This is a genomic window from Pyrobaculum islandicum DSM 4184, assembly GCF_000015205.1.
Lineage (GTDB): Archaea > Thermoproteota > Thermoprotei > Thermoproteales > Thermoproteaceae > Pyrobaculum > Pyrobaculum islandicum.
In genome coordinates this window covers 977191-1001686 of record NC_008701.1, presented here as the reverse complement: position 1 = coordinate 1001686, position 24496 = coordinate 977191, and the positions used below count along the sequence as shown (strand labels likewise).

Annotated in this window: 22 protein-coding genes and 1 pseudogene; 10 read left to right on the top strand and 13 right to left on the bottom strand. The window is 46.9% G+C overall.

The window, feature by feature from the left end:
* Positions 1-36 precede the first annotated feature (36 nt).
* Entirely contained in the window at positions 37-3585 is a 3549-nt protein-coding gene (locus PISL_RS05705) for a hypothetical protein (protein ID WP_011762855.1), read from the top strand.
* Between the two features lie 11 nt (positions 3586-3596).
* Here PISL_RS05705 and cysS read toward each other — a convergent pair whose 3' ends face one another.
* Positions 3597-5018, bottom strand: coding sequence for a cysteine--tRNA ligase (gene cysS / locus PISL_RS05700; RefSeq protein WP_011762854.1), 1422 nt, complete (start codon positions 5016-5018; stop codon positions 3597-3599).
* A gap of 48 nt (positions 5019-5066) precedes the next feature.
* Here cysS and PISL_RS05695 point away from each other — a divergent pair, with 48 nt between their 5' ends.
* Both PISL_RS05695 and pyk read left to right on the top strand, forming a co-directional pair.
* Entirely contained in the window at positions 5067-6971 is a 1905-nt protein-coding gene (locus PISL_RS05695; RefSeq protein WP_053240365.1) for a beta-CASP ribonuclease aCPSF1, read from the top strand.
* Positions 6968-8314 (top strand): pyruvate kinase, encoded by a 1347-nt coding sequence (pyk, locus tag PISL_RS05690; protein WP_011762852.1) that lies wholly within the window; start codon positions 6968-6970, stop codon positions 8312-8314. Before PISL_RS05695 ends, pyk begins: the two co-directional genes overlap by 4 nt.
* Here the strand turns inward: pyk and amrB are convergent.
* The 4 genes from amrB to PISL_RS05670 all read right to left on the bottom strand — a co-directional run bounded on the left by amrB (position 8311) and on the right by PISL_RS05670 (position 11796).
* Positions 8311-9156, bottom strand: a complete 846-nt coding sequence (gene amrB, locus PISL_RS05685; RefSeq protein WP_011762851.1) for an AmmeMemoRadiSam system protein B — start codon at positions 9154-9156, stop codon at positions 8311-8313. The two genes, pyk and amrB, sit on opposite strands and share 4 nt — an antisense overlap.
* Positions 9156-9779, bottom strand: a complete 624-nt coding sequence (gene rpsB, locus PISL_RS05680) for a 30S ribosomal protein S2 (RefSeq protein WP_011762850.1) — start codon at positions 9777-9779, stop codon at positions 9156-9158. Before rpsB ends, amrB begins: the two co-directional genes overlap by 1 nt.
* 104 nt (positions 9780-9883) lie before the next feature.
* A complete protein-coding gene (locus tag PISL_RS05675) occupies positions 9884-10342 on the bottom strand; it encodes an FHA domain-containing protein (protein ID WP_011762849.1) in 459 nt (152 codons plus the stop codon).
* Positions 10342-11796, bottom strand: a complete 1455-nt coding sequence (locus PISL_RS05670; RefSeq protein ID WP_011762848.1) for a serine/threonine-protein kinase — start codon at positions 11794-11796, stop codon at positions 10342-10344. Before PISL_RS05670 ends, PISL_RS05675 begins: the two co-directional genes overlap by 1 nt.
* Before the next feature lie 90 nt (positions 11797-11886).
* Between PISL_RS05670 and moaA the strand changes: the two genes are divergently transcribed.
* Positions 11887-12819, top strand: a complete 933-nt coding sequence (moaA, locus tag PISL_RS05665) for a GTP 3',8-cyclase MoaA (protein WP_011762847.1) — start codon at positions 11887-11889, stop codon at positions 12817-12819.
* On the opposite strand, the gene PISL_RS05660 is transcribed toward moaA, so the two are convergent.
* Positions 12804-13211, bottom strand: a complete 408-nt coding sequence (locus PISL_RS05660; protein ID WP_053240364.1) for a winged helix-turn-helix domain-containing protein — start codon at positions 13209-13211, stop codon at positions 12804-12806. The genes moaA and PISL_RS05660 overlap by 16 nt on opposite strands.
* A gap of 191 nt (positions 13212-13402) precedes the next feature.
* Between PISL_RS05660 and PISL_RS10780 the strand changes: the two are divergent.
* Positions 13403-13803 (top strand): annotated as a pseudogene (locus tag PISL_RS10780) (zinc ribbon domain-containing protein); the annotation flags it as partial.
* 189 nt (positions 13804-13992) lie between these two features.
* Here PISL_RS10780 and eno read toward each other — a convergent pair.
* The 5 genes from eno to PISL_RS10775 all read right to left on the bottom strand — a co-directional run bounded on the left by eno (position 13993) and on the right by PISL_RS10775 (position 18014).
* Complete coding sequence (gene eno, locus PISL_RS05645; protein ID WP_011762845.1) at positions 13993-15246, bottom strand: phosphopyruvate hydratase; 1254 nt, start codon at positions 15244-15246, stop codon at positions 13993-13995.
* Between the two features lie 169 nt (positions 15247-15415).
* On the bottom strand, positions 15416-16018 hold the full coding sequence (locus PISL_RS05640) for an archaeal proteasome endopeptidase complex subunit beta (protein WP_011762844.1): 603 nt from the start codon (positions 16016-16018) through the stop codon (positions 15416-15418).
* Positions 16019-16132: 114 nt separating this feature from the next.
* Positions 16133-16822: a peptidylprolyl isomerase gene (locus PISL_RS05635; RefSeq protein ID WP_011762843.1), complete on the bottom strand. Its 690-nt coding sequence runs from the start codon at positions 16820-16822 to the stop codon at positions 16133-16135.
* A gap of 3 nt (positions 16823-16825) precedes the next feature.
* Entirely contained in the window at positions 16826-17041 is a 216-nt protein-coding gene (locus PISL_RS05630; RefSeq protein WP_011762842.1) for a 30S ribosomal protein S17e, read from the bottom strand.
* A gap of 781 nt (positions 17042-17822) precedes the next feature.
* The gene (locus PISL_RS10775; protein ID WP_167827629.1) at positions 17823-18014 is read right to left on the bottom strand and encodes a hypothetical protein; all 192 of its coding nucleotides are present in this window, start codon (positions 18012-18014) and stop codon (positions 17823-17825) included.
* 46 nt (positions 18015-18060) lie between these two features.
* Between PISL_RS10775 and PISL_RS05625 the strand changes: the two genes are divergently transcribed.
* From PISL_RS05625 to glyA, 5 genes are read left to right on the top strand one after another with little or no spacing between them, the layout of a single operon-like run.
* The gene (locus PISL_RS05625; RefSeq protein ID WP_011762841.1) at positions 18061-18801 is read left to right on the top strand and encodes a 50S ribosomal protein L2; all 741 of its coding nucleotides are present in this window, start codon (positions 18061-18063) and stop codon (positions 18799-18801) included.
* The gene (gene fni, locus PISL_RS05620; protein WP_011762840.1) at positions 18801-19865 is read left to right on the top strand and encodes a type 2 isopentenyl-diphosphate Delta-isomerase; all 1065 of its coding nucleotides are present in this window, start codon (positions 18801-18803) and stop codon (positions 19863-19865) included. The genes PISL_RS05625 and fni overlap by 1 nt, the downstream gene beginning before the upstream one ends.
* A 28-nt stretch (positions 19866-19893) precedes the next feature.
* A complete protein-coding gene (locus PISL_RS05615; protein WP_011762839.1) occupies positions 19894-20223 on the top strand; it encodes a TFIIB-type zinc ribbon-containing protein in 330 nt (109 codons plus the stop codon).
* The gene (locus PISL_RS05610; RefSeq protein ID WP_011762838.1) at positions 20220-20954 is read left to right on the top strand and encodes a cyclic pyranopterin monophosphate synthase MoaC; all 735 of its coding nucleotides are present in this window, start codon (positions 20220-20222) and stop codon (positions 20952-20954) included. Before PISL_RS05615 ends, PISL_RS05610 begins: the two co-directional genes overlap by 4 nt.
* Before the next feature lie 30 nt (positions 20955-20984).
* Positions 20985-22277, top strand: a complete 1293-nt coding sequence (glyA, locus tag PISL_RS05605; protein ID WP_011762837.1) for a serine hydroxymethyltransferase — start codon at positions 20985-20987, stop codon at positions 22275-22277.
* On the opposite strand, the gene PISL_RS05600 is transcribed toward glyA, so the two are convergent.
* Complete coding sequence (locus tag PISL_RS05600) at positions 22266-23048, bottom strand: SDR family oxidoreductase (protein ID WP_011762836.1); 783 nt, start codon at positions 23046-23048, stop codon at positions 22266-22268. The genes glyA and PISL_RS05600 overlap by 12 nt on opposite strands.
* Positions 23049-23084: 36 nt before the next feature.
* Positions 23085-24023 carry a hypothetical protein gene (locus PISL_RS05595; protein WP_011762835.1) on the bottom strand — a complete coding sequence of 313 codons (939 nt, stop codon included), beginning with the start codon at positions 24021-24023 and terminating at the stop codon, positions 23085-23087.
* Positions 24024-24496 lie beyond the last annotated feature (473 nt).

The window sequence follows — 24496 nt, the reverse complement described above, 5'->3', positions numbered from 1 at the left end:
CCTGATACCTTTATATTTTTCTCATTGGTTGGGTACGTGCGTTTGTTTCTACTGCTTCTTGTCTTAACAGCAGCTGTGCTATATGCACTAGAGACTGAACACTTCATTGTTACCCCAGACGACCCCGTGTTGGCTAAGTACTTAGAGAATGCCTATAGTTATTACAGAGACAGGGGTCTTAGCCCAGCGCCTCCCTGTGGGGGAAGCAAGTATGTGGTTTATATTGACCCGTCGTCTCCTTACGATGGCTATACCGAATTTGGAGGTGGCTGTATTATCAAGGTGGTTTTTAAACCGTCTTATACGATGAGACTTGTATATCATGAGGTGGGGCATGTATTTTTTGCAAGTTACGACTTGAGCAATGATTATTTTTGGGTAGACGAGGCTACGCCGGAGGCTATGGCGTCTGTTGCCACCGGCGTTTATTATTTCCCAGATAAATACTTTAGCGATAGGCTCTATAGGGTAAACCCATTTAGCCTTGGCGAAGATAGAATTTACGACTGGTATAAATACAGCGCTGTAGTGGCGTGGTATTTGCAAAATACGCAATCGTGGGCAGACATATTGAGAAACTTTTCAACACGACAAGGCGCCGCCTCGTTATATGTCAGGTTTCTACTTGCACTTAACAAGGGAATTACGCTGGGGCAAAAGACGTATGTGCCCGATAGAGAGAGAGTAGAAGTAGCTCCAGGCTCCATGCGTATTTATCCAGATCTCCCGGGGTTTACCGCGGCTTATTACGAGGTTGTTGTACCGCAGAGTGGCGTGCTGAAAATTACAGCTTTTGGAGACGGCGTTGATAATATGATTTCAAACATCGCGTTAAATAGAGATATCTTAGTCACAAACGGAACTCTCCTCCTTGCGGTAGTGAATAATTCAAGTGAGACGCTTCGTCCAACTCTCGTATTTTATTTAAGTAGTTTACAAGCTAAGGTAGTTGATGGACTATATGCAGATGGAAAAATTTCAGTTAGACTATACGCCACGTATAACCTCGAGAGAGTCAACGGCGTGGTGAAAGTAAATGGCACGCCTGTGGAGTTTCTAGACGGCATAGCTACATATAATTTCACAGGTCCCCTCAAGCCTTATGTACTTAAGCTTGAATACAACGACTCAAGGGCCTATATATATCTCAATTTATCTCAACCCCTTCTGTCAGTTATGCCTAACATATTATACCTTGATGAGGGGGGACACGGCGTGTTAAACGTCACGCTTAAAAACCCCAATCCCATAGCAGTTCGTTGTAGTTTCGACAGCACAGGTCTAAGACTTGTACCTATTGATATCTTCCTCCCTAGTGGAAACACGACAACTTTTAAACTTGGCTTTTGGGTAACTGACATTCCACAAGGGCGTGTAAAAATACGCTGTGGACCCGCATCAACTGAGGTGTCGGTGTTTAAACCGACATATAGCCTAGATTTTAACTTAGATACTTGGAGCGGCGTGTTATCGGTTAGAGTTGGCTCTACGATACTTAACTATTCTACGAAATTGCCTGCTAACATAAGCATTAGCTACGACAGTTACATAGTTACAATACTCAGGATTCCGATGCCAAAACTGGTGGTCAATGTATCATCTCCACGTCTGGTAGGAAACTCTATCGGCTATACACTGCGTCTTAAAGTGGAGGGGCCTCCCTGGGCGAAATTTAGAGGAACTGTGAGATTAAATAACGAGGAAAGGGGTAGTTACTCTGGCGGCGTATTTAGTTTAGACATTCAACTTCAGCCCGGCGTGACCAGAGATATCGGCGTGGCCATAGGCAAACTAGAAACTAGGGTCACAATAAATGTACCGAATGTGGAGACTGAGATTATTCCTAAATACGCCGTAGTAAGGAACGACAACGTAATTCTGCTGGCAGAAATAAAACATAACATAGAGGGTAATGCCGATGTGGAATTTCATGGAATGTGTAAACGTTTAAACTTATTAGAACAAGATGCCGTAGTATTAAATTGCAAGTATAATGATACTTTAGTTGTAAGTTATACATCGTTCCACAGGGAGAGATATAGAGAGGTGTATCTGCCAAAGCCCCGTGTTTCTATTACATTTCTACATGGAGTAGTTTCTCCAGAGAAGTTCAACGGCTTGTTTAATATAACAGTAGAGGTCTGTAACCCCTCTGTTGATTCCAGGTATGAGATCGATCTGGACTCCAAGCGTGTTGTCTTACATGTGAAAAATGGGACATGCGCATCTAACTACGCGATTGTAGAGTTTGAGTCTAGCTATAGCCCCATGCTGGTGTTTAACTTAACTACGTTTTTTGGCTCATTTTCCCAACGTCTCTTTATTCCGCCGCCCGCGGTTGAATATCGGTTGAGACGATGGGTTATTCAAGGTAATAAGGAGACAGCATTAGTAGATCTCTTAGTGGAGGCGGCAAAGAATTACACATATGTAGTGATGGGGCGTGAAATCAGTGGCAGAGATAGCCTTAGTATAGAGGTTGAGGCCACGGGGGGTGTAGCTGTTGTGAAGTACGGTTTTGGAACTATACATATTCCAAGACCTCCTCTTCAAATAATCACAAAGCCTATTCTTCTTGAAGTTAATACATCTGCGACATTAGATGTTGAAGTGAAAGTTCCTACATCTCCAGAGCTCTATATCAACGCCAGTTTAACAACAAACTTCGGGCTTATAAAACAAGTGAGTTTACACCCTGGAATTTCCAAGTTCAAGCTGGAGGTGCCTAAAGTATCTAAGCCAGGGGTTTATAACTTGTCAATAGCCATAGGCCCCTATGTAAACTACACAGAAGTAACAGTTTATCAAATTTCTAATATATCTATCATAGCACTGCCAAAAGTACCCGTGGGGTACCCAGTTCGCTTAGATGTGAAAGGATATACGAATCCTCCAGGTGTAGTAAGAGTGTCTCTTACGTTAAACGGATGTATCCGCAACATGTCACTGGTTCGACTTAACAGCTCTCTAGTTCTAAAAATAGATAGACCTTGCGCCATTAATGCTACAGTGTCTTCAAATACCACAAAGGCTGTTGTTAAGATAGAGTGGGCGTCTCTAACTGCCGAACTTAGGTATTATAAGTTAGGCGTCTTGAGAAATATACCGATTTTTCCTATACATAACTTTTCCGTAACCGTCCTTTTAGGCGACACTCCCGTAGATGGACATGTAAGGGTGGTGGGAGATTTTGATAAATTGGGGTTTGTTAACTATACTATATACGTGGAGTACATGGGTATGGTGAATAGGACTTCTTTTGTCGGATTCGCTGTGCCTATAAATAGTTATATTGCTGCTAATAAAACAGTTGCACTTCTTTCGCCTAAGGCAAGGCCTTATTTCATATACCTGATAGAGAAGGCTGTAACCACTGGAGACTGGTCTCTGGTAGATGGAATTTCTAAGTTATATTCAGACATCCCTACGCCGTTCACTATAGTAGCTAGGTTCTTGGTAGAAAAAGCGCTAGAAGATGGAAGAGAGCCTAACATCTATGTAATTGAGAGTTTAAGAAAGATAGAGCCGGTTTTACTAGGCATAGTTGGCGGAGTGTTTTTAGCTATGTTAAGGAGAGTGCTTTAGTGTCAGCCATACTATCGCCTATATGTGTAATAAGTCCTTGGGCCGAAGTCGTGTAGTTCTACGCCGAGCTCAGCCAGCCTCTGCCTGATATAGTCCGCCAGCTGGTACTGCCGCTCTTGGCGTAGTTTTGCCCTAACCTCTACCAGCGTTTTTACGACCTCCTCCAGCTCCTTTGGGATCTGGCGTCTTTCCAGCACGCCTAGGACGTCCGCCATCTCTACGTATTTGTTCAATATGGTTAGCGCCGTCTCGCGCGAAATCTTCTCGATCTTGTGTAAAACCGTGGAGATTATGTACCTAGCCATGCCGTATAGCTGTTGTACGGCCTCCGGCGTCGACATATCGTCGTCTAACGCGCCGTAGAAGGCCTCGGCGTATTTCAACGCCTCTTGGGCGAGGGGTTCTTGGTCTTTCTCCCCGGCGTCTCGGAGGGCTTGGCTCAACTCGTCGTAGGCGGTGTAGAGGGTCTTCGCCATGTCCTCCGCCTGTTGCAACAGCTCGTAGGTGAACTCCATCGGCTTTCTGTAGTGGCTCATGGCGTATGCAAGCCTTAGGGCCTCGCCGCTGTGTTTAGAGAGGACCTCCCTCAGCGTTATTATGTTGCCGAGGGATTTAGACATCTTCTCGCCTCTAACAGTGAGGTAGCCCACGTGTATCCAATACCTCGCGAAGTTGTCTACGCCGAAGTAGGCCCTCGCTATCGCTATCTCGTTTTCGTGGTGTGGAAATATGAGGTCGGCGCCGCCGCCGTGGAAATCGAAGGGCGCCCCCAGGTGTTTTGTCGACATGACGACACATTCGAGGTGCCACCCGGGCCTCCCGGGGCACCACGGCGAGTCCCACCAAGGCTCGCCGGGGGTCCAGCTCTTCCAGAGGGCGAAGTCGAGGGGGTTTCTCTTGCCGGGCTCTGGCTCGACGCGGGCCCCCGCCACGAGCTCCTCTATCTTCTGTCTCGACAACACGCCGTAGTTAGGCACCTTCGCCACTTCGAAGTAGACAGAGCCGTCGGGGGCGACGTAGGCGTATCCCTTCTCCACGAGAGTCGATATCCACTTCACCATGTCTTCTACGTTTTCTGTCACCCTGGGGTATGCATACGCCGGCTTTATGTAGAGTTTTTTCGTCATCTCGAAGTACTCGGCTATGTAGCGCTCGGGGATCTCCCTCCACCTTTTGTACGCCTCGTGGCCGAACTCCTCTTTTGCTCTGTTTATAATCTTGTCGTCTATGTCTGTAAAGTTTATAACGAGCCTAACCTCATAGCCAAGTCTCTCTAGATACCTCCTGAATATGTCGAAGAAGACATACACTCTGCCGTGTCCCACGTGCATGTGGTCGTAGGGGGTTATGCCACAGACGTACCCCCTGGCCAGGCGGGGGACGTACGTTGTGAACTCCTCCACCTGTCTAGTGGCGGTGTTGTAGATTCTCACATGCGATTTAAACCACAATAGTTTATATACATGTGTATTTTGTGGCGCGTGTCTTTTTCAGAAATTGAAAGTAGGGTGAGGTCTATTCTATCTGGCGCCGAGGTCTCTAGAGTTAGCTACGAGGGGCCAAACCTCTGTATCTACGTGAAGAGGCCCTCCGAGGCTCTCCTAGATATGGTCGGCGAGGTGGCCAAGACCCTTAAGAAGCGCGTAGTTTTGAGGACTGAGGCCTCCAGCAGACTGCCGGAGAAAAAGGCCTCCCAGATAATTAGGGAAATCGTCGGCGAAGTTGACGACATTGTTTTTGAAGAAAGCGGCGACGTCTATATCTACCTCGCTAAGCCGATGCGGGAGAAGGAGATAAGAGCTATCGCGCGAGAGGTTTTTGTAAGGACCGGCTGGAGGGCTGTGGTAGAGAGCGGGGTGCCTCGGGATAAGGTTAAGCTCCCCGCCCACGAGATCGTGGGAGTGCGTCAGATTTTCCACGGGGCCTACGCCCAGAGGAGGGAGCTTATGGAGCACTTGGCGAGGTATATACACCAAGAGCCGGTGGTTAAAGAGGGGGCTATAACTGTGACTTTTCTCGGAGCCGCGATGGAAGTAGGCCGTAGCGCAATACTGGTCAGCACCACCGAGAGCAACATACTGCTCGACTGCGGGCTGAAGCCCGGCCAATACGACGAGGACTTCCCCCTGCTCGACGCCGTAGATATCGATAGGCTAGACGCCGTTGTATTAACCCACGCCCATATGGACCACGTGGGCTGTCTCCCGTTTCTCTACAAGTACGGCTATAGAGGGCCTGTCTACATGACCGACCCTACTAAGTATCAAACGTTTATACTCCTCATGGATTACATAGAGCTGAAGGAGAGGGAGGGGCTGGAGCCGGCTTTCTCTAGGGCCGACGTGGAGTCCGTCATATACCACACTATAACGCTGGACTATGAAGAGGTCACAGACATAGCGCCAGACGTCAAACTCACTTTCTACGACGCGGGCCACGAGATTGGGTCGGCCATGGCACATCTACATATAGGCAACGGGAGGTATAACATCTTGTATACTGGGGATTTCAAATACGGCAAGACGAGACTTTTGAACCGCGCTGTGTCTAAGTTCAAGAGGGTCGAAATGCTCATAATGGAGTCTACCTACGGCGGTAGAGATGACGTGCAACCGCCTAGGGTTGAGGCTGAGAACGCCTTGGCTAAACACGTGGCTGAGGCCGTGTCGAGAGGCGGCAAGGTGCTGATCCCCGCCTTCAGCACGGGGAGGGGCCAGGAGATCCTCTACATCCTCAACAAAATGATTGAGGGGGGTTTGATCCCCAGGGTGCCCGTCTATGTAGATGGGATGATTGTAGAAACGCTCAACGCATACCTCATGTACCCCCACTACCTAAACCCCGAGGTTGCCGAGGAGATCTACGGCGGGGTTAACCCCTTCACTACCTCTGGGAGCGTGGTCATAGTGGACCGCGCCAAACGGGTGGAGGATAGGATAAACCAAGTGGCTAAGATAGCCCAGAGCGAAGAGCCTGCCGTCATAATTGCGCCCCACGGCATGTTAAACGGCGGGCCTGTCGTGGACTACTTCTCACAGCTGGCGCACGACCCTAGGAATAAGCTTGTGTTTGTCTCCTACCAGGCGGAGGGGACGCTTGGTAGAAGGATATTAAACGGCGAGCGGGAGTTCACAATTAGAAGTCTAGTTGGCGGAGAGTCTAAAGTTGAGGTACGTATGGAGGTCGTATCTATACCTGGCTTCTCAGGCCATAGCGATAGGAGAGAGCTTATGAAATATGTAGAACATATAGAGCCTAAGCCTAAGAAAATAGTTTTAGTACACGGGGAGCCTTCTAAAATCATCAGCCTCGCCACGTCTATAGAGCTGAAGTATAAGATAACTACAATTATACCAAAAGTTGGCGAGAGGATAAGAGCGTTGTGAGTTTAACAAAAAGAGTCGCCACGCTAGGCCCCTCCACAGACCGTCTCGCAGAGGAGGATTTTTACAAATTGTTAGACTTGGTAGACGGGGTACGTATAAATTTGGCACACGCCAGCCCCGGCGAGGTGGAGAGGAGGATAAACGCCGTTAGGGCATACGAAAGGGAGAGGGGGCGACCTCTGGCTGTTCTCGTAGATCTAAAGGGCCCTAGCGTTAGAGTAGGCAAAACGCCTCCCGTGGCAGTAGAGGTTGGGCAACACGTTGTGTTTAAACTAGGCGATAGATCCGATGGCAGTTATATACCTGTGCCGACCAGAGCCCTCTTCCAAGTGGTAGAGCGTGGAGATACCATCTTGATGTTAGACGGCAAGTTAAAACTTAGAGTGGTCAACGCCGGTGTAGATTTTGTAGAAGCCGTCGCCGAGTCTAGCGGCGTAGTAACAAGCGGCAAAGCCGTCGTCGTAGAGGGTAAAGACTATGACGTATCTCCCCCAGCTGAAGACGACGTGGAGATTTTAGACAAGATATCGCGTCTAAAAGACGACATTGACTACGTCTCTGTAAGTCTTGCAAAGAATTGTAAAGATGTAGACGCCGTGAGGACTTTGTTAAATGAATTGGGGTTTGAAAGCCAAATAGTTGTAAAAATTGAGACGAGAAGCGCTGTGAGAAATTTAGAAGAGCTTGTCTATTGTGGAGATTACATAGTGGTTGCAAGAGGAGACTTAGGCTTACACTATGGCTTAGATACGCTACCGATAGTCCAGAGAGAGATTATATATACATCTCTTTCATATGGTAAACCTGTCGCCGTGGCGACACAGTTGTTAGATTCTATGCAAAATTCGCCGACGCCAACTAGGGCTGAGGTAAATGATGTATACACCACAGCCTCTATGGGCGTAGATAGCCTATGGCTTACTAATGAGACAGCAAATGGTAGTTACCCACTTGCCGCCGCCTTATGGCTTTCGAAAATTTTAGAAAAGGTGGAGTATAACATAGTTAAACTTCCATCTCCTGGAGATGTACGAGATAGATTTGCAAAAGGGCTTGTGGAAATGGCACATGATATCGGCGCCGTGATATTAGTCTATAGCATGAGCGGCACTTTGGCAAAGAGAATTGCGAAATTTAGGCCGCTTAATGTGGTGCACGTAGGTACGCCAGATGTAAAAACCGCCCGTATTCTCTCGCTCATATGGGCTTTACAACCGGCCTATATACCTGCCAATAGTTATGAAGATGGCCTAGAGAAGCTGATAGCTAGTAGGGGCTCTGCGCCTTTTGTAGCAACTTATGGAATTAGGGGAGGGGTCCATCTAGTGAAGGTGATGTTTTAGCGGTAGAAAATTATGCTTGCATATCCCACGGTCTCCTCTCTGTAGCCGCTTGTATCTCCTGAGGTGGCGTGTTTAAGAAGTGTGACGTTTTTATAGCCTAGTTCTTTAGCTGCTACAATAAGCGCGCCTATTGGCCCAATGCCGCATATAGATATGTCAAATTTAGACGCCACTTCGAAAAGACCTGTCTCGTCTAGTTGAAGTATTTTCCCTATGGCCATCTCGTCTTTTTTAGTTGTTATGTCGTGATGCTCGTAGTGGTTAAAATCGCTACTTGCTATTATGTATGCCCTCCTTCCATATTCTCTTATGGCGTTGGCAAGCGCTTTGCCAAGCTCGCGTGAAGTTGAAAGCGTCTGTCTCCAAATTGTTATAGGCACTATCTTCACGTCGCCAAAGAAATATTGTATAAAGGGTATCTGAACCTCTATTGAATGTTCTCTAGAAAACGCGTGGAAGTCGTCTTCTAGCTCTTTAAAATATCGCATTATTTTTTCCGCAAGTTCGCCGTCTATTTCAACACGTCCAAGAGGCGTCTCCCAGACACCGGATTTCATAATTGCCACAGGCGCTCCAATTCCATAGTGGTTGGGGCCTATGATTATAAAGACGTCTGGTTTTCCAAACCCTGCTAGAGCTGAATATACCCAAGCCGCCACAGGCCCCGAGTATATATAGCCGGCGTGTGGCGCAACGCCTCCCAAAGTCTCGGCGCCTAATTTAGGAATCTGCGGCGCCTTAGGTCCCAGTTCGTGTTTAATAGCCCACTCTAGCTGTTGTAGAAGTTTTTCGCGGTCTGACTCATAGAAATACCCAGCCACTGCGGGTTTTCTGACGCGCATTACTGTATAAGCCTAGTCTCAAACTCCTCGGGGGGCACTGGCAGATCTTGGTCTGGCTTTAACTCTCCCCTTTCTCTCAACACTTGTCTGGCGAGGATCCAGAAAATTAACGCTAGACTTCTCCTCCCCTTGTTATTACACGGGATCATAAAGTCTATATATTGATGTGGCGTGTCGGTGTCTACCAACGCAATTATGGGGATCCCCATTTTAGCAGCTTCTGCAACTGCTTGCGCATCTAGCTTCGGGTCTACGACAAAGAGTAAGTCGATTTCTGTATAGTTTGGCAGATACGGGTTTGTAAGCGTCCCTGGTATAAACCTCCCAGTTAAAGCTCTACAGCCTACAAATTTACAAAACATCTGCACTGGCTTAAAGCCGTAGGGTCTTGTCGTATGTACAAGTATTCTATCTGGTTGGTATCTGGAGATAAATTTGGCGGCTATTCTAAGACGTTCATCTATCTTTTTGATGTCAAAAATCCTCAAGCCATCTGGCCTAACAGCATATATAAACCCCCTCTCCTCTAGGTATTTATTTGAGAGACGCGTGCCTAGTCTCACCCCAGCGCTTAAGTACTTCTCCAGCGGCACTAGATATTCATACTGCGTCTCTTCGGACATACAATGTGCGCCAACGGTGGGGGTTAAAAATATTTAGAGCTTCTGTCCAACTTAATACAGCTCCGTCGCTAGACCCTTGCCGCCGCTCCTAAATAAGACGTTGATTAACGGTGTGTGAGATAAATTCTTAGTTTTGTATTTCCTATTTTTAAAACGGCTTGTCTCCCCACGTTCTCCACTTTTATTAAACGCTCGTTATTGCCCTCTATTATATACGTCCCGTTGCTACTGCCGAGGTCTTCTACAACTACGCCGTTTGAAGTTACTATCAACCGCATATGTCTCCGCGACACTGCAGGATCTGGTATAACTACTTGATTTTCCACAGCTCTACCTACAGTTATTATAGCCCCAGGCGTATTGATTTTAAATTCAAACTTCCTCCCTATTAAAGATTCGATAGGGCTTTCTAACACTTCGACAATTGCAACCGCCGCTATACTCTCTCTAGGCGTTTGAGAAATCTTCTTTGTAGTTGCCTCTGGCTTATAAGCTCCACATATTCTACAGACTAAATCCTCGTCTCTATTTATCGTGCCGCAGACGGGACATTTCCAAGGCATTACACGTCTCTAACCACCTTGTTTAAAAAAGTGACTATCTCCTCGGCGCTGGGTCTTTTAGTTGGCTCTACCTCTAGCATTTTAAGCACAAGTTGGTCAAGCCACGTGGGGACTTCGGGATTATATGTGCTAGGCGGCGGTATTTGATAGCCGTTTTCGACAAACACGTTTGGGTTTATCCCTGTCAACATCTCGTAGATTACACAGCCCAGGGAGTATATGTCTGAGGCAAACGACGCAAGTCCTTTCTTAACCTCAGGCGCTGCATATGCGGGAGACATATAACTACTACGTACATACCCTCCGCTTACTACCTTGGCTATACCCATATCTCCTATCTTCGCCGTCTTCCTGTCTTTTGTAAACATGATGTTCTCCGGCTTGATGTCTAGGTGTACTACATTGTGTCTATGCACGTCGCTAAGCCCCTGCGCCAATTGTCTAAACAACTCCACTACTTGCGCCACAGGTAGTTTCTTCCTAGTTCTCAACAAATCTCTTAGAGTCCCCCCCTCCATATATTCAAGCAGTATATAGGGCGGATTTTTCATGTATTGTACCACATCTCTATATCCCACCGCCGGCAGATAAACCTCATATGCTTTAACTACATAGTCAGACTTTATCTCTAGGTATCTCTGCATCTCTTGTCCAAATATACGGAGTATATTCTCGTCGCTTGCGAGCGGGTTTCCGTAGTCGTCTACATAACGGAGTATTTTAACTGCATATATAGACTTCTTGTGTCTAACTGCGAAAACATAGCTAAAGCCGCCCACTCCCAACAACCGCACTACTTTATACCTACCGCCAAGCCAAGAATAAAGCCACCCAGTTGGCGGCTGTTGGGAGAGATATAGCACTCTCTTGTATGTAAGTAAGTATGTTAAAACAAAGAGAGATGCGGGAAGGATAGGCAATACGTCCCCCAACGTAGTTAGGAGATATATGTTGAAGGCCGCCGAGGCGGCTATAAACACAGGCTGTGTATCTAACAACGCAAGGATTACGCCGACAAGCGGCGAAATAGGCGACGTATAGGTTGATAAAAGTGCAGAAGCGGGTAACAACAGTTGGTGTGCCCCCTCTAACCTAGGCGGTTTAAAAGAGTATACAGCTAGTAGAAATGCCGAAAGTCCTGTATATGTTCCATCTATAATGTAATATATATAGCTAAATTTCTCACTTAAGTAATAGTCTGTAAATAATACTATTTTTACAAATATAGTAACAATAAATAGTATTATTAAAATATTTCTAAATCTATCAAAGACCACTCTAAATACTACTATGGTTACAAGCAGAGAGTTTAGAAATATAGCTAATCTCTCTGTTGAGAGAAAAAATAAAAGGATCGCAAAGAGAGTCCACAACAGTGCGACGTAATGTCTATAGAGTCTCCAGCCTACTAATGCTATGAGAACTACGGGGACTGACCAGAGCTGGTTTAACACTAGCTCAAAAATAGGCCGGAGATATAAGTATACGTATAGTTTACGTATACGGTGTAGTAATATTTAATTGCTTCCATTCGGTATCTCACGGTGTTGTTTGATAGATATGGAAGGCCATTCCTGAAGTTAAGATATGTGGTGAATGATGAGTGTAACTACAACTGTGTTTTTTGCCATTTTGAAGGACAGACACGCCGTCAGGGAGTTTATCTAACTGCAGAGGACTATGGTTTTGTCTCTACAGTTTTTAAATCTGTGGGAGTGACAGATTTTAAAATCACAGGAGGAGAGCCTCTGTTGAGACGCGACATAGATCTAGTTGTGGCAAATATAGCTAAGACAGGCGGTGTAGTTACACTTACCACAAATGGCTTTCTCCTAGAGAAATGGGCTGGGAGACTTAGCGCCGCGGGATTACGTAGAGTCAACGTTTCTATACATACGGTGGATCCTGAGAAATACTCAAAGATAACCGGGACGCCGCCCGGTTTCTTAAGAGCGGTTCTACGCGGGCTTTATGAAATTAAAACACGTGGGGTTTCTGTCAAGATAAATGCCGTAGTGTTGAGAGATATAAACACCGACAGGAGGAGTGTTAAAGAGTTGGTGAAACTAGCTGCGTCGCTAGACGCCTCTTTACAATTTATAGAGCTTATGCCAACGGGGCAGGGCGTGCAGATATTTAACCAACTGTATGAGCCGATTGAGACTGTCGCCAAGATTATCACAGAGTTAGGCGGGAGACCTCTAGGGCTGAGGAGAGAGCTTCATAATAGACCTATCTATACGCTGGGGGGAGTGGCCATAGAGTTGATAAAGAACTATAACAACCCGGCGTTTTGTAGCGGCTGTACCACTATGAGACTTACAAGCGACGGTAAATTAAAGACGTGTATCTACGCAGAGCCCCGTGTCGATCTTATGCCATATATAAAGGCTAGAGACGTGGAGGGCTTGTTATATGCGGTAAAAACCGCCTTGGCTCAGAGAGAGCCTAGGTTTAAACTTTACTCTTCTTCATAATAGGGGATTTCTTCCTCTTCTTTCTTAACTTCTGCATATTGCTTAATAGATGTGATGAGCTCGGAAAACCTAGACTCCCAAGCTTTAGTCACTTGTTCTACCTCCTTATTCATAGACTCATAGTAGCTAAGCAGAAGTTTGCCAATTTCTGTCAACTCTGTCACCCCCCTCTCTTTGCCGCCGCGGCGGGATTCAACAATAGGAGCTCCTAAGACATCTTCTAACTTCTTGATATATGTCCAGATAAATTTATATGAATATCCAAGCTTTCTCGCAGCGGCGGCAATAGAGCCCGTCTCTTCTACTGTTTTTAAAATCGTATATATCCCAGGGCCCAAAATCTCCTGTCCATCTTTGTCAACCCATATACGCATTTTTATTTTTACAACCACAAAACTTAGCTTGTTCCATTTAAAATACATTGAGGTCTAGAGCAACCGTTTGCCGCATGTCCCTAGGCCGGTGTGCCCCAAGGACTCTTCTCCAGCTCCAGCGCAGGGCTTGGAGCAATGCTCCCGCTGCCCCAGTAGTCGGAGACGTAACCACGTATCTAATTTTTCCAGGTGTCGTTAAGGACGTTGTAAGTGAGATAATTAAGCTGGCAAGAGAGCACAACGCCGCCGTCGTGGTAGACACGATGGAAGACGAGAGCTACCGAGAGCTGAAGGAGGGAAGCGGAGAGAAGAAGCACCTCCTAGACGGTCTCGGCCAGCTGAGGAGGAGGTTGAAGGAGTCGGTGCAGTGGTACGGCCCACGTATCTAAAGGAGCGGCTCTACAGCACGATCTGCCCCAAATGCGGAGCCAAGATGGCGGAGGAGAAAGGGCGCGTAATGCATTGCCCCGCCTGCGGCTTCGGAGCGCACCGCGACAATGTGCCGTTGCTCTGGGCAAAGAGGAGGTACTGGGAGTTGATAGAAAAGACAAAACAACCCACTTTTCCCCCTCAACTCACATTTAACCTCGTAAACTTCTTGTATTCATGAGCCACATCCCCGGCCCTGGGGCCCGGCCACCAGGGGGCAAAGCCAGCCCCCAACGACCCGAGCCCCCTCGCCCGCGGCCGCCGAAAGGCGTATCTGCGGGCGGGCCCCGCGCCCTCCCGGGGAGGGCCGGGAGCCGCAAAGGGGGCATACGTACAACAGAAAAGTTTGTAATTATCTCCCATCTAGGAGCTACCGTATGTGTGAGATAGAGGCCCACTTGCCTAAGTAATCGCCTATTCTAATTAACTCGTTTAACTTTGCGGTTCTCTCGCCGCCCATAATTCCGGTTTTTATAATGTCTGCCCCAAACCCCACTGCTATATGGGCCAATGACCTATATTCAGTATCTCCAGAGCGGTGTGATACCACGATTCTCATGCCGTATCTTTTTGCGATTTCCACAGCTTGGTAGGCTCTGAGTAAAGTCCCCGTCTGGTCAGGCTTAATTATAACGCCTGTCGCCGCTTTTAACATACCGCCTTGTTTTATACGTTCTGAGTTTGTCACAAATAAGTCGTCTCCAACTATGAGCCTGTCTCTAAACCTGTCGGAGAGCTCGGCGAAAGATTGAAAGTCCTCCTCGTGGAAGGGATCCTCTACGTAAACTAGGTCGAATTCTTCTATCAGTTTTGTTATAAACTCCATCTGTTCTCTAGGCCCTCTCTCAGCCCCCTCGTTTTTATACACATACTTTTTGCCATCCCAGAGACTCGATGCAGCGACGTCAACTCCCACCCCCACCTCTACGCCTAGCTCTTTCTCCACCTCTTTAGCGACTTCTCTCAATATCTTTAGCGCTGTATGCGACGATATTCGAGGTGTCCAAGCGCCTTCGTCGTTTTTACCTCCGGTAAAAGAGCTATCTACCTTAAGAATGTACTTAAGCGTCCTTTTGTGTATCTCTACGTTTGTATACACCGCGGTAAATATATCCGGGGGGTTTAGCGGTATTGTTAAAAACTCTTGTATATCGGGGCCCAGCCCTCTGCTGTGTCTACCACCGCCAATCACATTGCCTAGAGGCAGCGGCAACTTTCTTGTATACGCTCCGCCTATGAAAGAAAACAGGGGAACCCCCAGAGAAGCGGCCCCCGCCTCAGCGGCGGCAAATGATGTAGCTATAGCTACGGCACCCCCTATACGCTCAAATCTAGGAGTGCCGTCTACCTCCTCTAGCTTTCCATCTACCACATAGGCCTCAGATACGTCGAGTCCAACTATTTCAGGGGCTACTAGTTTTTCAAAAGCCGCCAAAGCAGCATCTACGCCGCCCTCTGGAAAATACGCTACTTCATGTGTACCTCTTGAGGCGCCGGCTGGTGCGGCGGCTCTTGTAATTACCACCTCGCCTGTTGTAGGATCTTCGGCTGTCAACTCTACCTCTACCGTGACGTCTCCACGTCCGGTGAAAACCTTCCTAATCCATACATCTTCTATCTGCATGTTCCTAGGAAAATATACATATTTATACCCTATCCATGTCAGCCTCTTTAGAGACGCTAAGTTGTCTGGCAGTTCCTTGTACGGTGTATAACCCCTTTCCAGCCCTGAAGGGCTAGGCCTCTGCTACTCCTGGCGAGTTTACGGCCGGAGACGCTGTGTATTAAAACGGTTATTCTGTTATGATAATTTTTTGTTGTGCCGTAAAGACCCGTCTGAAGCCTTCTTTTGTTATAACAACGACGTCAATACCCTCGCCGGAGCCTGGGTCGTTTCTAATAGCTGCTTTTACGGATCTTATAGCGAGATCTACTGCGTCTTCTAACGACATATCTTCTCTATATCCTACTTCGAGGGCTCCCTTAGCGTAGGGCGATCCGCTGCCTGTAGCTATATATCTTTCTCTAGTTACTGTGCCAAGCCAATCTACCATATAGAGGACGGCGCCTTCTTCTCTATCTACACCGCCTATTATTGAATGTACTAGGTAGATATAAGGCCGAGAGTAGAAAAGGATAAGAGACACGTAGTTTACCAAGGCACGTATTGGGATAGGCCTTTTATATTCTATTTTATATTCACGTGCACGTAGGGTGAGAAAAGACAGTAAAGATTGTAGATCTGCAACGCCGCCGGACATAGTCGCGGCGACGTGGTCGTCTATTTTCCAAATTTTTTCGCCTTGTTTATGCGCTATGTAATACCCAGCGGTAACCCGTTTATCTGTGGCGAGGACAACCCCCTCTTTTACAGCTATGCCAACTGTAGTTGTCATTAGCCGCTAGTTGTCCGGTGTTAATAAATTTCTTTGCTTAGTAAAAATCTCGTCAAGCGTGTTAAAAATCGCCTAACAACAGCTATAGAGCCGGCGTTAGGCTTGGAGAAGCGTCTAGGCCCTAAGCTCTACCTCTTCTATAAATCTAACTTTTTTGACATTTGGGAATTTTGTGGAAATTTCAGAGGCGTATTGGAGAAGAATTCCCCCTATGCGTTCATATAACAATACCTCGGCGGGTAGATTCAGTACTAAGGTATCTCCGTCAAAAGACGCCTTTATTTTTTCTTCGGACACTCTTGGGAGATATAGCTTCAGGAGTGCAACGGCTTTTTCCTCGGCTGTTGTTAACTTTTTTACTACTCTCCCTCTTACTACGAAGGTTTTGCCAGCTAGCGGGTGGTTGAAGTCTAAGACAACGCGTCCACCCGATATAGAGACAACTCTCGCCCGTTGTCCTTCGAACTCTACCACGTCGCCAACACTTGGGACAATGCCGTGGCGATGGAAGTCTCTTATCGACACAACCTTTACTTTGTTGGGGTCTCTAACGCCGTACGCCTTTTCAGGCGGGACCTCTACTTCAAAGTCTTGCCCCTCGTCTATACTTAGTAAAGTATTTTCCACGGGCTCCCACAGTGGCGTCTCGCCGAGGATCACCAGACGGGGGCTGTATACCTCCTCTGGTTTATATATGCCGGCTTCTTTTGCCACAGCTTCTTGCGACGTCTCTATAACTTTATTCTCGTCCTTTACTACTACTGTATAGTCAAGGAGTATATAATCGCCTTTAGCCAGAGGCATAGCCTATGCCGCAGATTCGGTTTTTTCCTGCGTTTTAAGCCTTTTCACAAGCCTAGTTATATATCCAGCGACTTTATTTCTCACAGTTTTGCTCGGTATGTCGGCTAACTGTGCTACGGCTTTTTTATTCTCCTCAAAGCTATCTGTGAATTTGTCTGGATACGTCTCGAGTAGTCTTCTAGCAAGAGATTTGATATACTTAGGTTTAACACGTCCCATAGCGCCAAAGCCAGTTGGGTGTATTTAAATATTCAGCACGCCATGAGTTCCCCATCTCTCGGACGAGGTGCATTACATCACACTACGAGCTCATGTATAGCTACTTATAGTTTTTGTCGCTTTTCTGATAAGCTCATGGCTTTGGGTGATAGGAGATTTGGTCGGGCTACGTCACATCTCTGTTGTATATACACCACAGCTTTGTATTTAACACTCTACTTCGTCGGATCTCTGTATTTTATACAACTGGATCTCCCCATTTGTACGTTGTGTGGCGTGTTAGGGGTCTCTTCTGATACCGCGTAAAGAAACTATAAGAGCATATAGTTATCAAGACCTTTAACCCACTTCTTAGCCATCTATGTGGGCTCTGCAGAGACTGTGAGGATTGCAGAGAAAGAGAGGGAGCGGGCGGCCCCCCAAGGTCTTCAGAGACGGCTCTCTAGCTGTTTTTAAACTAGGTGTTTATCTGTGGTAGAGGAGGGTTGCGAGAGACAGAAGGAGAAAGCCGCAGAAGAAGCAAGAGAAGAAAGAGTACGTCATAACGCGCACGGTCGCCATCTCCCAGCCCCCGCCTCAGCTAGCGTAAGATAAACCTCCTAAGGGAGCTTGAGGAGAAGTATAAGGAGCTCGTCGTCCAGCTCGTCAATTATGGCTTTGAACACGAGGTGACAAGCCACACCTCTCTTAGGAAGGCTCTGTATAATATGCTGAGGGAGAAGTACCCAACTCTTTCATCACATTACAACTGAAAGCCTTGCCCTTTAGGGCGGGGATGGATTTAAGCCGGTGAATATATTTTTCCATGGCTGAGCTGGTGAAGACTGTAGAGGGGGGTGGCAACCGTGATAAACATTGAGAAGAGGGCACTTGCGGAGGGCCGCGCGCCGCCCGGCCCCTCGCCAGAGGTATCACAGATGCCGATGAAGGCATGAGCGAGGAGAAAGTCCCTAGGCGCAAGGACAAGCGGCAAACGGCAGGCAGTAAATGTTTATAAACTTCCTTACTCTCGTGGCGCGATGGGTAAAAGGATACTTGTGCAGAGGAGGGGGAGAGGCGGCTCGCAGTTCAGATCTCCTAGTTGGAAGAGAGACGGCCCAGTTAGATATCCGCCTCTTAATGTAACTGTTGGGAGGGGCTATGTCGTAGAAATACTGCATGAGCCTGGTTTAAACGCCCCCGTGGCTAGAATAAGGCTTGAAAACGGCGTGGAATTTTTGAATTTTGCGGCTGAGGGGCTTTATGTTGGTCAAGAGATTGAAGTAGGTGACTTAGCAGCTCCAAAGACAGGTAACATAGTAATCCTGGGGAGAGTCCCCGAGGGTACAATGGTTTTTAATGTTGAAAAGAGAGCTGGCGACGGCGGCAAATTTGCCAGAGCTGGAGGCACCTACGCTGTGGTAGTAGGCCAGAAGCCAGAGGAGAACAAGACTATAATTAGACTACCCAGCGGAAAAGTCGTAGAGGTAGATTCCAGAGGCAGAGCCACTGTTGGCATTGTCGCAGGGGGCGGCAGAATAGAAAAGCCGTTTCTCAAAGCTGGGAAGAAATATCATAGAGCTAAGGCAAAGGCGTGGAAGTATCCAACCGTCAGAGGAAAGGCTATGTCGCCATATGCGCATCCACACGGCGGCGGCTCACATCCAAAAGGCGGCACCCCTGTGCCAAAGACTGCGCCTCCAGGCCAGAAAGTGGGCTTCTACGGGTCTAGGTGTACTGGCCGCGGCTGTGTGAGAGCTAGAGCACAACAGAAATTATAATGGCGATAGATAAGAGGAAAAACGACCACATATATCTGGCCAGTTCTGAAATTTCTCAAGTGGGATCTCCCTGGTTTGACGAAGTTATCCTCTTACATAACGCATTGCCAGAGATAGATCTTTCTGAGGTTGACATTACAACGCGTTTTTTAGGTGTTAAAGTAAACGCGCCGTTTGGAATAGGCGCTATGACTGGCGGGACAGAGCTGGCGGGTAAGATAAACGCCGAGTTGGCAAAAATAGCAGAGGAGTTTGGGATACCGATTTATGTTGGATCTCAGAGAGTGGCCTTGATGAAGCCAGAAGTTAGGTGGACTTTTGAAGTAGTTAAGAAAAACGCACCCTCTGTGCCGAAAGTGGCAAACTTAGGCGCGCCGCAGTTAGCCGAGTTATCTGACGAAAAATTAGCCGAGTGGGTGTCTCAAGCAGTAGACATGATAGATGCATATGCCATAGCTATACATTTAAACGCTGCACAAGAGGTTATCCAGCCTGAGGGAGAGCCTCGTTTTAGAGGCGTATTTGAGAAGATAAAAGTCGTTAGAAAAGCGGCGGGCCGGCCGGTTATAGTAAAGGAGGTAGGCAATGGTATTTCAAAAGAGGTGGCTTCCCGTCTAGTTGAAGTTGCAGACGCTATAGATGTCGGAGGCTATGGCGGAACCTCTTTCATAGCTATTGAGGGCGCCAGAGCTGCAGAGTCTGGCTCGTCTATGCGTCGGAGAGTTGCAGAAGTATTTAAATCGTGGGGTATACCTACGGCGGCATCTATATGTGAGGCGAGGTCCGGCTACCGCGGTTATATAATTGCATCAGGGGGTATCAGAAGTGGTCTCGATGGCGCAAAGGCGCTTGCATTAGGCGCAGATTTTTTCACAATGTCACAGCCGTTTTTAAAGGCGGCTCTAGAAGGCAGGCTAAGAGAGGAGATAGAGACTGTGATTGCGGAGGTGAAGATTGCCATGTTTCTTACAGGCTCTCGTACAATTGAAGATCTTAAGTCGGCGCCACGGGTTTATGGCCCGCGGCTACGGAATTGGATAGAGCAGAGAAAGCTCGTTTGTTAAAATTTTAAACATAGAAACCTAACGCCATGTGTTCTGTCCAAAGTGTGGATCTCGAGAAATTGCGTTGTTACCCAGTAATGAATTTATATGTAAACGCTGTGGGCATAGGTGGCCTATACCGCAGGTGGACTATTCTTGGATTGAGCTAGATATAAAAAAGGCCAAGCTATTTGAGAAATACATCGACGCTCCTATTGAAAGCTGTGAGGAGCTTCTCACCCAATTGCTAAAGGAGCTTGATGAAAAAAACGCGCGGCTTCTGGCAGCCAAAATTCTCATCCAGAGGGCCGAAAGACGTAAGTTGACAAAAGCTGAACTGGCGAGATATTACGCAGATGCCGATAGGTGTTTTCAATGATTGTCGATATATCTAGAAAACCTGACGTATTTAGATATGCGAGAGCGTCTGCCGAAGTTGTAGTAGATAGGTGTAATACGGCAGTTGCGGCACATGCTGCGAGATTTGCACATCGCTATCTTCCATTTCTACACCCTCTGCCTTTGTCTGTCTCGGCAAGTTGCAAAAATGGGAGATTATACGTCGAGGGTTCAACAGAGTGGCAGACGGGGGTCGAAATGGATGTGTTATTTGGCGTTTTAGTTGGTGCAGTGAGCTCTGGCGTAGAGACTATAAAAAACATCGTTGTAGAAGTTAAAACAAAAGGCGATGGCTATGCCACCGTAGATATAACTCAGTTGGAGGAGTTGCCGCTTGTGAGAAACGGAGATGTTGTAGCGTCGGCGTATGGAGAGATGGAGCTAAAGAGCCTTGACTTAGTAAAAAAGCCAGTGGATAAAGGACATCCGATATATGCGGCACAAACCGCAGCTGCACTCAATGTAAAAAGGCTTTGTGAACTTATGGGCGGCCCTTGTCCATCTATCCAGTCCTTCAAAATAGACATAGATGTGAGAGATATACTTACTGCTGTCGCGACTGTGAAGTCTAGGGATGTGCCCCCTGGCCCCGAGGCGCTGTTTGCAGTAGGCGTGGCGTTTCTCACCATATGGGACATGGTTAAGAAGTGGGAAAAAGACGAAAGAGGACAGTACCCATATACAAAGATAAGAGTGGTATCACTTCGGTAAAAATATTTAACCTAGGCTATAGCTGGCTTAATGCTACCGCAGGAAGTGGAAAATATCTTAGATGTCGTAATTAGGCATAATACATGGAGACGTAAGGAGACGATAAATCTAATAGCTAGTGAAAATGTGATGTCGCCACTTGCGGAACTGGTATATATAAACGATCTGGCGGGTAGATACGCAGAGGGCATAGTTGGGAGTAGGTACTACCAGGGTGTAAGATATGTAGACATATTGGAAGACGCGCTTTCGAAAAAATTTGCAAATGTCTTAGGCGCGAGGTTTGTAGATGTGAGACCTATTTCAGGCACGATAGCTAACTTAGCGGCCTACTTTGCCTTAGTCCCCGAGGGCGGTACAGTGGCTTCGTTGCCTATAAAATACGGCGGCCATATAAGCCATAACACTGTAGGCGGGCTTAAGGCACTTAGACTTAAAGCGGTTGAACTACCTTGGGATTTGGAAAACTTTAACATAGACGTAGATGCGGCACGTAAGTTAATAGAGGAGAAACGGCCTAACTTAATAATACTAGGCGCCTCTCTATATCTATTTCCCCACCCGGTTAAAGAAATAGCAGAGGTTGCAAAAACCGTAGGGGCATATGTACTTCACGACTCTGCACATGTTTTTGGACTAATCGTAGGCGGGGCTTTCCCCAATCCGTTGAGAGAAGGCGCGCATTTAACTACGGCGTCTACTCATAAGACATTTCCAGGCCCCCAAGGCGGGGTAATAGCCACTGTTCTTGATGAAGAGAAAAACTCACAGATACAGAGAGCGGTCTTTCCCACCTTTACCTCTAACTACCACCTCCATCGCTATGCCGCAACATATGTAACACTTGTAGAAATGGAGGTTTTTGGAAGAGAATATGCTACAAGAATTGTGGAAAACGCCAGAGCTCTGGCCGAGGCTCTTGCAGCAGAGGGAGTGCCCCCAGTGGCCGAGAGACAGGGTTATACAAAAACGCATCAAGTTGCTGTAGATGTGTCTAAGTTCGGCGGAGGCGATAAAGTAGCAGCTCTGCTTGAGGAGGCAAACATCATAGTTAATAAAAACGCCTTACCTTGGGATAAAAGTGTGTTAAAACCCAGCGGCATTAGAATAGGCGTACAAGAGATGACAAGATTCGGCATGGGGAAAGACGAGATGAGAGAAATTGCGAGATTTATCGCGCGGGTATTACGCGGTGAAGACGTCAACAATATAAAACGTGATGTAGTTGAATTTAGAAAATCATATCTAGAAATTAAATATGGATTCAAAATAAGTAGAGATATTGTAGATAAAATTTTCCACTCGTTAAATCTATATACATAACGTACGTCCCCCGTCTATTAAAATTAAAGAGCCTGTGATATAGCTAGCTTTTTCGGAGGCTAGGAAGGCCACGAGCTCTCCTATCTCTTCCGGCTTAGCTAATCTGCCCAGCGGGATCTCTCTTCCCATTTCTTCTAATACTTCATCGACGGTACGCCCCTCTCTTTGGGCTCTCGCGGCGGCTACCTCTCTCACGCGGTCTGTGTCTACATATCCCTGCATAATGCCGTTGACGAGGATATTGTATCTGCCTAGCTGATATGCTAGTGTTTTTACCAAACCTGCTAGAGAGATTCTAATTACATTAGAGAGTGTGAGCGTTGGAATCGGCTGTTTTAGCGTGCTAGATGTGATATATATTAATCTGCCTTGTCTTCTCTCAATCATATGGGGGAGGACATCTCTTGTTATCCACACAGCGCTCATCAATAGTAGTTTTACACCATAGTCCCAGTCCTCCTCTGTGAGTTCAAGAAAAGTCCCCGGCTTAGGCGGTCCTGTGTTGTAGACTAATACGTCTACTTTCCCAAAGTTCTTGATGGTCTCCTCTACTACTCGTTTTACATCTCCTCTATTTGTCAAATCTGCAGAAACGGGAATCACAGTAACTCCATATTTAGACGACAACTCGTTGGCTACATTTTTTAATTTCTCTGAGTCGCGGGCGGCGATAACTAAGTCAGAACCCTCTCTCGCGAGTACAGACGCAACGCCACGCCCTATCCCTCTACTCGCAGCGGTGACTATAGAGACCTTTCCTTTTAGTAGCATAAGACTTAGCTATAGCTTCTTTATTAATACATTATGCTACTTGAGCTTGATAAAGATATAGCGTTTACACATATCTCTCAGAGGGCATGTGTCGCATTTAAGCTCTTTACAATATTTCATGCCAATGTCATAAGCCCCCCTCTCATATAGTATGGGGTCACCGCTTATTTTTCCCACGTGTCTAATCAAGCCGCGTATGCTCTCTAGTCTAAATACTACATCGCGACATCTAGACCCCCCCTCTCTAGCTTCACAGAGGATCCTCTTGGCAATCCTCGCTTTTATCCTCTCTGAAGTAAGAGTAGGTATATCTTCAAAAGCGCCTGATCTCAAAGTAACTAACGCCGTATACATATCTCCATGGAGTATATATTTTTTGTATTCAGGCGTATGGACAATCTTAAACGCCAGGGGTATATTTGTTTCATGTATAAAAATGCGTATGAAGAGTCTCGCTCCTCTACTAACGCGGCTGCCTCCCCGACCTTTAAAGATTATCTTTCTAACCTCATCTTCAAATTTAGACAGTCTCCGTTGTTTAGCTATCCAAGCATAAAGCGTGCTATGTTTATTGCTTACTATGTTTAGCGACCTCAAAAGATCCGAAATTGTCTCGTTTGAAATCTCTTTTTCTACACTGGCTTCTTCAAGTACCCTACGTAGTTTTGACGCAGAAATTACGTCATATATGTGTTTTTCAAACGCGGCCGATAGACTTCTTAGTTCATCATCTTTAAGCGCCTTATATCTACTTAGTAATGCTACAAGCATGACATATATTATCAATAGGTCAAGTCCTTTGATGTTAGATAGACTTGAGAAAAATGTATCGAAATCACCCTTATATGTGCGCGATATTGACTTTATCTGTTCTACCATAACACTATAGCTATATGGAAGATTTTCCACAACTCTATCACGTATAGACAAGCCATGTTCTACAATTCGCCTCCTAACATCTTCCGCAGTAGGCACGAGCGGCTTTTAAAAGCCATTATATAAACTACACTATCGCGCCCCCTCGTGGCGCCGAGCCCGCTCCCGCTGACGCCCTTGGGGCCGCGGGGGTGGGGGTCGGCGCGGTTGAACCATGACTTCCGGCCGACTCTCCGGGGCCGGACTGGCGGTTTGTAACGGCGTGAGAGATCCGAGGTTCATGAACAAGATGGCGATGGCCGTGGCGGACATGCCGAACATAGTCACTTTTTAAGTGCGTCGCGCGATTTGTCTGTGCCCTGTCTGGGATCTATAAACGATACAATAACGACCAGGGCAAAACAGAACAGGAATGTGTCAAACGCCACGATGTATTCAATCGGAGAAGTGAAGTCGCACGCAAGAAGCTTAGCCAACGTATCAGCAAACACGAAGAATACTGAGCAGAGCCAACACGGCGTTGCTCCATGACGACGAGCCCAACCACAAACAACAGTAGGCCCATACCTCCC